The sequence below is a fragment of the Streptomyces sp. KR55 genome (assembly GCF_052245645.1).
Lineage (GTDB): Bacteria > Actinomycetota > Actinomycetes > Streptomycetales > Streptomycetaceae > Streptomyces > Streptomyces flavusporus.
Genome location: NZ_JBQQCE010000079.1, coordinates 16941 through 27108, shown reverse-complemented (window position 1 = coordinate 27108; position 10168 = coordinate 16941). Strand labels below are relative to the sequence as shown.

7 protein-coding genes are annotated in these 10168 nt (G+C 71.6%); 4 read left to right on the top strand and 3 right to left on the bottom strand.

Going from position 1 to position 10168, the window contains the following annotated elements; translation table 11 throughout:
* Complete coding sequence (locus ACTWQJ_RS14415; protein WP_443307025.1) at positions 1 to 633, bottom strand: MurR/RpiR family transcriptional regulator; 633 nt, start codon at positions 631 to 633, stop codon at positions 1 to 3.
* A gap of 213 nt (positions 634 to 846) precedes the next feature.
* Between ACTWQJ_RS14415 and ACTWQJ_RS14410 the strand changes: the two genes are divergently transcribed.
* From ACTWQJ_RS14410 to ACTWQJ_RS14395, 4 genes are all read left to right on the top strand, one after another.
* The gene (locus tag ACTWQJ_RS14410) at positions 847 to 1848 is read left to right on the top strand and encodes an N-acetylglucosamine kinase (protein ID WP_443307024.1); all 1002 of its coding nucleotides are present in this window, start codon (positions 847 to 849) and stop codon (positions 1846 to 1848) included.
* Positions 1849 to 1856: 8 nt separating this feature from the next.
* Positions 1857 to 3428: a sodium:solute symporter gene (locus tag ACTWQJ_RS14405; RefSeq protein WP_443307023.1), complete on the top strand. Its 1572-nt coding sequence runs from the start codon at positions 1857 to 1859 to the stop codon at positions 3426 to 3428.
* A gap of 133 nt (positions 3429 to 3561) precedes the next feature.
* Positions 3562 to 4731: an anhydro-N-acetylmuramic acid kinase gene (locus ACTWQJ_RS14400; protein ID WP_443307022.1), complete on the top strand. Its 1170-nt coding sequence runs from the start codon at positions 3562 to 3564 to the stop codon at positions 4729 to 4731.
* A 25-nt stretch (positions 4732 to 4756) separates the two neighbouring features.
* Positions 4757 to 7621, top strand: coding sequence for an FAD-binding and (Fe-S)-binding domain-containing protein (locus ACTWQJ_RS14395; protein WP_443307021.1), 2865 nt, complete (start codon positions 4757 to 4759; stop codon positions 7619 to 7621).
* A gap of 115 nt (positions 7622 to 7736) precedes the next feature.
* Here ACTWQJ_RS14395 and ACTWQJ_RS14390 read toward each other — a convergent pair whose 3' ends face one another.
* Together ACTWQJ_RS14390 and ACTWQJ_RS14385 are read right to left on the bottom strand one after the other, a co-directional pair.
* A complete protein-coding gene (locus ACTWQJ_RS14390; protein WP_443307020.1) occupies positions 7737 to 8348 on the bottom strand; it encodes a dihydrofolate reductase family protein in 612 nt (203 codons plus the stop codon).
* 212 nt (positions 8349 to 8560) lie between these two features.
* Positions 8561 to 10024, bottom strand: a complete 1464-nt coding sequence (locus ACTWQJ_RS14385; RefSeq protein WP_443307019.1) for an MFS transporter — start codon at positions 10022 to 10024, stop codon at positions 8561 to 8563.
* Between the last annotated feature and the right edge of the window lie 144 nt (positions 10025 to 10168).

Sequence of the window (10168 nt, the reverse complement as noted above, 5' to 3'; positions counted from 1 at the left end):
CTAGGAGGGGGGGATTGCCAGGGCGACGTCACCGGGCCCGAGGAGGGCGGTGGCGGTGAGGTCGGCGTGCCGGTCGGTCCAGACGAACGCGATGTGGCCGATGCGGTGCAGTTTCTGGTGCAGGTCCTGGCCGACGAAGGCGCTGGCGCCGACGCCGAAGATGTCGATCCGGCGGGCCCCCGCTATGGCGTCGACTGCACGGCCCAGCACTTCGATGTCCAGCCCGGCCCCGGAGTCCTCCAGCGCGCGGACCTCGTTGTAGATGATCTTGCCGACTATCTCACCCAGCGTGTCCGTGGCACTGATGTCGGTGCCCGGCGCCGGGCGTTCACCGCCGAGGGCATGCTCGCGGGCCGCGGCCGCGGCCAGCGCAAGGCGCAGCTGCGGGTAGTTGGCGACCCCCACGGTCCGGCAGAAGCGCATCACCGTGGCCACCGAGGTGTCGGCCCGCTCGCCGAGCGCGCTGATGGACAGCTCCGACGCCTGCGCCGGATCGGCCAGGACGGCCTCGGCCACCCGCCGTTCCGAAGGGGCGAGGGTCGGCAGCGCCGCGCGGATGCGCGCCAGGGTCCCGGCGGGTGAGGTGTCCTCCGCCGACCGGGCCGATATGCGGGGTGGTTCCTGGCGGGCCATGGGCCGTTCCCTCCTGAGTGGCTGGGCCACACGGTAACCACACCCCGGCGGCACGTCAAAAATTTACGTGCCGAATTGAAAGAAGTTACTTATTGACATTCGAAGCTTGGCCTTCTGATACTCGCTGGACCGCGATCCGCGCCGGTCACCGGCCCTCCGGCCGACCTGTGACCGCCGACGCGACGGATCCCAAGGAACGCGAAGGCATGCCGTATGACAGCAGCAGTAGCGGTGGACTTGGGCAAGACCGGCTGCCGTGCCGTGCTGTGGAACGACGGCGCCGGTCCCGCCCACGACGTCCACGAGGTGCCCGGTGCCCCCGGGCTCGCCACCGACAACGGCGTGGCGACGGCCCATGCCGCCGTGCGCGCCGCCGTCCTCCCGCTCCTGGAACGCCGGCCCTCGCTCCGGCTGGCGGCGGTCTGCGTGGGCGCCGCGGGGGCGGCCGCGGCACCGGAGGCGGCTCGTACCCTGGCCGGCCTGCTCCTCGATGACCTGCCCGCGAACGAGGTGGCCGTCACCAGTGACGCGGTCACCGCCCACGCAGGCGCCCTCGGCGGCCGCACCGGCGTGGTGCTCGCGATCGGCACCGGCTCCGTCGCCATCGGCATCGGGGACGACGGATCGTACGCCCGCGTCGACGGCTGGGGCCCCTGGCTCGGGGACGAGGGCAGCGGCGCCTGGATCGGCGCCGCCGGACTGCGGGCCGCACTGCGCGCCCACGACGGACGCGGCCCGGACACCGCCTTGCTGGACGCCGCCGTCGAGCGCTTCGGCGACCCCGACCGGCTGCCCTCGGCCATCGGCCGGGACGGCAACCCCGCCCGCACCGCCGCGTCCTTCGCCCCGGACGTGGCCCGGGCGGCCGCCGCGGGTGACGCGACGGCAACCGCGATCGTCCGGGACGCCGCCACCGCGCTCGGCGAGGCCGTGCTCGCCGCCGCCCGCCGCATCGGCGGCGGCACTCTCCCCGTCACCGTCACCGGCGGACTCACCGGCCTCGGCGAACCGCTCCTCGGTCCGCTGCAGTCGGCGCTCATCGGCTCCCCGCGCCCCCTCGACCTGCGGCCCCCGCTCGGGGATCCGCTGGACGGCGCGCGCCTGCTGGCGCTGGACGCGTCGGCACCGCACGAACCCCACGTCGTCCGCGTACGGCGGACGACGCCCTTCCCCACTGTCCCCACCCCGCCGGTGACACCGCCGGCCGTTGCTTAGGAGTGAGCGTGCGCGAACTCGACCTCGTAGTGATCGTCGTCTATCTGGTGGCGATCGCCGTGATCGGACTGCGCCTGGCCGGCCGGCAAAAGACGTCGAAGGACTACTTCGTCGGCGAAGGCCACATGCCGTGGTGGACCGTCTCGTTCTCCGTGGTGGCCACCGAGACCAGCGTGCTCACCGTCATCAGCGTGCCCGGCGGCGCGTACAGCGGGCAGGGCTTCGGCAACGTCGAACTGGCCCTCGGTTACGTGATCGGCCGCGTCGTCGTGGCCACCGTACTGATCCCGCTGTACAAGCGCGGCGGCTTCGTCAGCGCCTACCAGTACCTGGGAAGCAGATTCGGGCTGAAACTGCAGGGGCTCGCCTCAGTGACCTTCGTCTTCACCCGGCTCCTTGCCGAGGGCGTCCGGCTGTTCGCGTCCGCGATCCCGATCAAGCTGCTGCTCGACGAGTTCGGCGTGCACACGAGCTACCGCGTCATCATCATCGTGCTCACGGTGATCACCGTCGTCTACACCTACCTCGGCGGCATCAAGGCGGTCATCTGGACCGACGCCATCCAGATGGGCCTGTACCTGGGCGGCGCGATCCTCGCCATCGCCGTGCTGTCCGGCCACGTCGGCAGCGACGGATTCTCGCGCGCCCTGGACGCCGGCCAGTTCAAGCTCTTCGACACCAACTTCGACCTGGCGCACATCCTCACCAGCCCGTTCGCCCTGCCGACCGCAATCATCGGCGGCGCCATCTTCGCGATGGCCAGCCACGGCTCCGACCAGCTGATCGTCCAGCGCATCCTGGCCACCCGCTCGCTGCGCGACGGCCAGAAGGCCATGATCGCCTCCGGTGTCTTCGTCACCCTCCAGTTCGCCGCCTTCTCCCTGGTCGGCGCGCTCCTGTGGTCCTACAACCAGGGCAAGAGCTTCAAAGAACTGGGCCTGACCAGCTCAGACAACCTCTACCCGAACTTCATCCTGCACGGACTGCCCGTGGTCATCTCCGGCCTGCTCGTGGCCGGCATCCTCGGTGCCGCGATGGGCTCGCTGTCCTCGGCGCTGAACTCCATGTCGAACTCGACGGTCGCCGACATCATCCACAGCTTCTTCCGCAGCACGCCCTCCGAGGAGTTCCTGCTCAAGCTCGCCCGGGTGATGACGCTGGTGTGGGCGGTGCTGATGGCCGTCTTCGCCTGCGCCTTCAGCACCAGCACGGGCAACGTCTACCTCACCGGTCTGACCATCGCGGGCTACACCTACGGCGCGCTGCTCGGCGCGTTCCTGCTCGGCCGACTCGTGCGACGCGCCAACGAGATCGACTCCATCGTGGCATTCCTGGTGACGGTCGCCGTGATGACGTACATCGTGCGCGGTGTGAAGATCGACGTCACCGTGGCCGGCGCCACCGTGCCGACGGCGATCGCCGCCCAGTGGCTGGTTCCGATCGGCGTGGTGATCACCTTGGTCGTCGGCGGCCTGATGAGCCTGTTCCACCGCGCCCCCGAGACCAACGACGTCCCGGCGGGCGACGGCGAGCCGGGCTCCGGCCCCGACCGCATCACGGCGGCCGCCGGCCAGAAGTGACAGCGCGCCCCACTCGGTGCGGGGCCGCCGCGGCGGCCCCGCACCGACCTCGCCCCGTCAGCACTTCGGGAGAAGCCATGCAGTACCCGCAGCCGACCCCGCCCGCGCGGCGCAACGTGTGCCAGGAGGCGCTGTGCGTGTGATCGGCCTGATGTCGGGCACCTCTTACGACGCCATCGAGGCTGCCGCCGCGGACCTCACCCTGGACGGCGACACGCTGCTCCTGCGGCCCCTCGGGCACTTCTCCGTCCCCTACCCGAACGACGTGCGGGACCTGATCGCCGCCGCACTGCCGCCGGCCGCCACGACCACACAGGCCGTTTGCGCCCTGGACACCGGCATCGGCCAGGCCTTCGCCGACGCCGCCGAGCGCGCCCTGCGCGAGCTGTGCGACGGGACCGCCGACCTCGTGGTCTCGCACGGCCAGACCATACACCACTGGGTCGAGGACGGCACCGTCCGCGGCACCCTCCAGCTCGGCCAGCCCGCCTGGATCGCCGAGCGCACCGGGCTCCCGGTCGTCTCCGACCTGCGCAGCAGGGACGTGGCGGCGGGCGGGCAGGGCGCCCCGCTGGTCGGCATGACCGACACCCTGCTGCTGCGCGCCCTGCCCGGCACACCCGCGGCGCTGAACCTCGGCGGCATCGCCAACGTCACCGTCCTCGCGCCCGGCGCCGAGCCGCTGGCCTTCGACACCGGCCCCGCCAACGCCCTGCTGGACGCGGCCGTACGGCACTTCACGGGCGGCGCCGCCCCCTACGACGAGGACGGACGCAGGGCCGCCGCCGGCCGGACCAACCCCGAACTTCTCCGCGTCCTCCTGGACGACCCGTACTACCGCAGGCCCGCCCCGAAGAGCACCGGCAAGGAGCACTTCCACCTCCCCTACCTGCAGCGAGCACTCGACGTCGTGCCCACGCCCGCGGCCGACGACGTCCTGGCCACCCTGGCCCGGCTGACCGCCGTCACCGTGGCCGACGCCTGCCGCGCCCACGGGGTCACCGAGCTCGTCGTCTCCGGCGGCGGCGCCCGCAACCCGGTGCTGATGCGCATGATCGCCGAGGAGCTGCCCCGCGTACCGCTGCGCCCCAGCGACGACCTGGGCCTACCCTCCGACGCCAAGGAGGCCCTGGCCTTCGCGGTACTGGGGTTCCTCACGGTCCGCGGGCTGCCCGGCACCCTCCCCTCGGGCACCGGCGCCCGCCGGGCCACCCTGCTCGGCAGCATCACCCCCGGCCTCGCGCCGCTGCGCCTGCCCGAACCCGCCGCACAGGCGCCGCGCCTGCTGCAGATCACTCACTGACAGCCCGCCCCAGCACCGAGGATCCATGAGCCCCTCCGCCGCCACACCTTCCGCCCCGGACCGGGCCGCCCGCCTGGCCGAGCTCCTGACCGCATGCGTCAGTGACCCGGCCAGGGTGACGACCGACCTGCCCCGCAGGGTCGCGGCCGCCCACGACGCCTCGCCGTACCTGTTCACGCCGCAGGCCGTCGTGCGCGCCACGTCGACGGCCGAGGTGGGCGCCCTGATGGCCGGCGCCCGCGCGGCCGGACTGCCGCTCACGCTGCGCTCGGGCGGCACCAGCCTGGCGGGGCAGGCAGGCGGCGACGGCATCCTCGTGGACGTCCGCAGCCACTGGCGCACCGCAGAGGTCCTCGACGGGGGCCTGCGCATCCGGCTGCAACCGGGACTGACGGTACGTCAGGCCAATGCGCGGCTCGCCCGGTACGGGCGCCGGCTCGGCCCCGACCCGGCCAGCGAGTCCGCCTGCACCATCGGCGGCCTGGTCGCCAACAACTCCAGCGGCATGAACTGCGGCACCCAGGACAACGCCTACCGAACCATGGAGTCCCTGCAGTTCGTGCTGCCCTCCGGCACCGTGGTCGACACCGCAGCCCCCGACGCCGACGAGGCACTGCGCGCCCGAGAGCCCGAACTGCACGTGGGACTGCTGCGGTTGCGCGACCGCGTCCGCTCCTCGGCCGGCTCCCGCGCCACCATCGAACGGCTGTTCTCGATGAAGAACACCATGGGCTACGGGCTGAACTCGTTCCTGGACCACACCGATCCGGCCGACATCCTCGCCCACCTCATGATCGGCAGCGAGGGCACCCTCGGCTTCGTTGGCGAAGCTGTCTTCCGCACCGTCCCCCTCCTGCCGCACACCGCCACCGGCCTGCTGGTGCTGCCCGGCCTGGCCGAGACCACCGAGGCCCTGCCCGCCCTGCTGGCTGCCGGGGCCCGCACCGCCGAACTCCTCGACGCCGCATCGCTGCGCGTGGCGCAGCAGTCCCCAGACCCCGCCGACGAACTGCACGCCCTGCGCGTGGAGCAACACGCCGCCCTGCTGGTCGAGTTCGCCGAGGACAGCGCCGAGCTGCTGGAGGAGACGGTCGGGGCCGCGCGGCCGGTCCTGGACCGCCTGCCCGCCGTCACCGGGACCTCGCTCGTCCGAGACGCCCGCGTCAGGGCCCGGCTCTGGCACCTGCGCAAGGGCCTGTACACCGCGGTCGCGGGCGCGCGCCGGCCCGGCACCACCGCGCTCCTGGAGGACATCGCGGTGCCGATGGAACGGCTGACCAGCACCTGCGAGGGCCTGATCGGCCTCTTCGACCGGCACGGCTACCAGGACGCGGTGATCTTCGGCCATGCCCGCGACGGCAACCTCCACTTCATGCTCACCCAGGACTTCGACTCCGCCCCGGAGATCGAGCGCTACGCCCGGTTCACCGACGCCATGGTCGACCTCGTCCTGGACGCCGGCGGCACGCTGAAGGCCGAGCACGGCACCGGCCGGGCCATGGCCCCCTTCGTCCGCCGCCAGTACGGCGACGAACTGTACGACGTCATGCGCGAGCTGAAGCGGCTGTGCGACCCGCACGGCGTGCTCAACCCGGGCGTGCTGCTGGAGGACGACCCGGCCGCACATCTGCGCAGTCTCAAGAGCGTCCCGGAGGTCGACCCCGCCGTCGACCCGTGCGTCGAGTGCGGCTACTGCGAGCCAGTCTGCCCCACCGCGGACGCCACCACGACGCCCCGTCAGCGCATCGCCCTGCAGCGCGAGATCGCACTGGCCACCGCCGCCGGCGACGAGGAACGCCGCCGCGTCCTGGAGGCCGACTACGCCTACGCGGCCGTCGACAGCTGCGCGGCCGACAGCCTCTGCGTCACCGCCTGCCCGGTCGTCATCGACACCGGCGCGGTCATGAAGCGCCTGCGCGCCGAACGGCACGGCGCCGCCGCACAGCGCGCCGGGAACGCCGCGGCCCGGCACTGGGCGACCGCCGTCAAGGGCGTGCGCGCCGCGCTGAACACCGCCCACGCCGTACCCGCCCCCGCCATGCGCGCTGCCACCGGCGCAGTCCGCCGGCTCGGGGCGGAGGAGCTGGTGCCCGCCTGGGCCGACGACATCCCGCGCGGCGGCCCGTCCCGTCCCGCGCCCCGGCGCCCGGCGGAGGCACGTGCGGTGTTCTTCGCTGCCTGCATCGGCAGCGTCTTCGCCCCCGAGACGGCCTCGGGCGGGGCGGCGGGCGGGGCGGCGGCCGCCTTCCTACGGCTGTGCGAACGGGCGGGCGTTCCCGTCACGGTGCCCGGGCAGCTGGCCGGCCTGTGCTGCGGCACCCCCTGGCAGTCCAAGGGCTACACCGCCGGGCACCGCACCATGGCCGCCCGTACCCTGGAGGCCCTGTGGGAGGCGAGCGACCACGGTCGGCTGCCCGTTGTCTGCGACGCCTCCTCCTGCACCCACGGCCTGGAGCAACTGCCCGACGCCCTCACAGAGTCCGACCGCGCCCGCTTCGCGTCGCTGAACTTCGTCGACAGCGTCGCCTTCGCCGCCGAGCACCTGCTCCCCGCCCTGCCCGAGCCCCGCCGCCTCGGCAGCCTCGCCCTGCACCCCACCTGCTCCACCGTGCACCTCGGCATCGACGACGCGCTGCGCACCGTGGCCGCGACCGTCAGCGACGCGGTCACCGTCCCCGACAACTGGGGCTGCTGCGCGTTCGCCGGCGACCGTGGCCTGCTCCACCCGGAGATCACCGCGACCGCCACCGCCGCCCAGGCCGCCGAGATCACGACGGGGACGTACGACGCGTACGCCTCCTGCAACCGCACCTGCGAGATGGGCATGACCCGTGCCACGGGCCGCCCCTACCGGCACGTACTGGAACTCCTCGACGAGGCCACCGCCTGATCCGTCCGGTGTCGGCCCAAGGGCGCCTGTAGGTCACGATGCAAGCACCGGAGAACCCGTGGCCGGCTGTCGGCCCTCACTCAGGCGTTGGCGATGCGGGTTCTGCACCACCGGCCTACGAGTCGGCCCCGTAGGTCCCGTACTCCGGAAGCCCCGTCGATGCGAAGATGTGCACCGAGAGGCCGCCCGGTGTCGTCCGATGGCTGACGAGTCGCAGGCCGGCCGGCGCGCCGCCGTCCGGGAACAGGCGTCGTCCCTGGCCCACCACGACCGGGGCGATCGCGAGCCGCAACGTGTCGATCAGCCCGGCGGCGAGCAGGGACTGGGCCAACTGGGCGCTGCCGTGGATCTGCAGTTCCCGGCCGGGCTGCCGCTTCAGTTCGGCGACCTGGGCGGGGATGTCGCCGGACAGGATCGTGGTCGGGTTCCACTCGGCCTTGGTCAGGCTGTGGGAGACCACGTACTTCGGCAGGCCGTTGAGGATGCGGGCGTTGGGGTGGTCGGTCATCTTCGGCCAGTCCCGCGCGAAGTTCTGGTAGGTACGGCGGCCGAACAGGAACGCGTCCGCCTCGCCGAGCCAGGTACCGGCCAGTCGGTCGAACTCCTCGTCCAGGTGCGGCACGAACCAGCCGCCCCGCGTGAACCCGTCGCTGGTGTCCTCGTCCGGGGACCCCGGCCCCTGGGAGACACCGTCGAGCGTCAGGAACTCCTGCACAACCAGTTTCATCACGCACCACTCTCTCTTCGGCCTCGATAGCCGATGCAACCTCCTCGGAGGGTAGGCGCGACCGTTGCCACACCTTGGACGCCGCGGCGCGCGGAAACCCATCGATCCGAACGCAGAAGCGGACGACGCCCCGGACGAGTGCGGCGAGGTCGCCGAAAGTCGCTGCCAGTACCGGGCGGCGGCGCCGAGGGTGGCACCCGTCGACCGCCGGGTCAGCAGCGACGCCACTGGCGGGGTACGGCAGCTGATTCCGGTGCTGGTGGTGTCGGGCACCGGATCACAGCGACGAGAAGCGTGGCGACGATCCCGCCCGCCACCACGAACATCGCGGTGCTGATTCCGTCTGCGGCCGCGATGCGCAGGCGATCGCCAGTGAGGTCGCCGAGACCCGCGGTCGCCACAAGGACGAGGAGGGCGAGGCCGACTGCGGCACCGATGCCGGAGCCGGTGGAGGCGATGCCTGAGGCGATGCCTTGTTCTCGGTCTGCCACTCCGGTCGCGGCTGCGATGAACATGGTGGTGAACACCACGCCGTCACCGATGCTGAGCGCAATAAGTCCTGGGATCAGTTCGGCGTACGAGCCGTCCGGCGAGATCGCAACGCCGAGCAGCACAGCGCCGAGCGCCCCGAAGGCAAGAGCAGCCACCAGCGTGATTCTGAGCCCGAACCGGGTGACGAACTGGCCGGCTGTCGTCGAGCCTGCCACCACGACCGCTGTGGGGATCAGGAATCCGGTGCCGGTTTGCAGGGCGTCGTAGCCGAGGATCTGTTGAAAGTAGATCGACAGGAAGTAGAGCACAGACCCGAAGGTCGCCATGAACATGAACGCCGTGACGACGCCCGTGATGAGGTTTGTGTTCGACAGCAGCCGCGGGGGCATCAGCGGGTCGGAGCTGCGTCGCTCGATTACTGCGAACGCTCCGATCAACAGCAGGCCGGCCATGGCGCTGATCAGAATGCCCGGCGACAGCCAGCCCACCCCGGGTCCCTGAACCAAAGCAAATACGATCAAGGTGACGCCCAGAGTGACGCTCAGCGCGCCAGGCAGATCAAACGTGCGGCCCTTCTCACGTTCACCGTCGGGCGGGATCAGCACGAACGCAAGCAGCAGTGCCGGACCCACCAAGACGACATTGACCAAGAAGACAGCTTCCCAGCCGAAAGCCTGGGTCAGTAGTCCGCCGAGCAATACGCCGATCACAAGTCCCGCCGCGCCTGCACCGCCCCAGATGCCCAAAGCGCGGTTGCGCGCCCGACCTTCAGAAAACGTGGTGTTGATGAGCGCCAGCGTGGTGGGGAAGACCAAGGCCCCACCGAGACCTTGAAAAACGCGTGCGGCGAGCAACATGCCCGGCCCGGTGGCAAGTCCGCCCGCCAGTGACGCTCCGGCATACAGCGCAAGTCCGGTCGCCAGGATCCTGCGCCGCCCGAGCAGGTCCGCAGTGCGACCACCGAACAGCAGGAAGCCTGCCGAGGCCACCGCGTAAGCGCTGATCACCGACTGAAGCGTTTGCGCCGAGTAGCCCAGATCGCGTGCGATGTCAGGCAGCGCCACCACAACGATGTACTGGTCCAGTGAGACGATCAGCATCGCGAACGACAGCAGCGCCAGTGTCGCGGTCTCACGGTTCCAGCCAAGACTGCCAGGCCCTGATGAGGCTTCCGCAGATCCCAAGTCACCACTCCTGGTCGCCCGGACAAGTCCGTTGCTGTCCCGGCCTCGGACGTCCTGCCGAGCAGGACAACCAGCACCGCTGGAAAACGCCCCGAGCACGGAGCGCCAACACCAAGACCTTAAGGACCGCGAGCCCCCAACTGG

What these genes read in the sequence shown, in the direction of transcription:
- ACTWQJ_RS14415 (WP_443307025.1), bottom strand. Translation starts at nt 633, where the DNA reads ATGGCCCGCCAGGAACCACCCCGCATATCGGCCCGGTCGGCGGAGGAC.
- ACTWQJ_RS14410 (WP_443307024.1), top strand. Translation starts at nt 847, where the DNA reads ATGACAGCAGCAGTAGCGGTGGACTTGGGCAAGACCGGCTGCCGTGCC.
- ACTWQJ_RS14395 (WP_443307021.1), top strand. Translation starts at nt 4,757, where the DNA reads ATGAGCCCCTCCGCCGCCACACCTTCCGCCCCGGACCGGGCCGCCCGC.
- ACTWQJ_RS14390 (WP_443307020.1), bottom strand. Translation starts at nt 8,348, where the DNA reads ATGAAACTGGTTGTGCAGGAGTTCCTGACGCTCGACGGTGTCTCCCAG.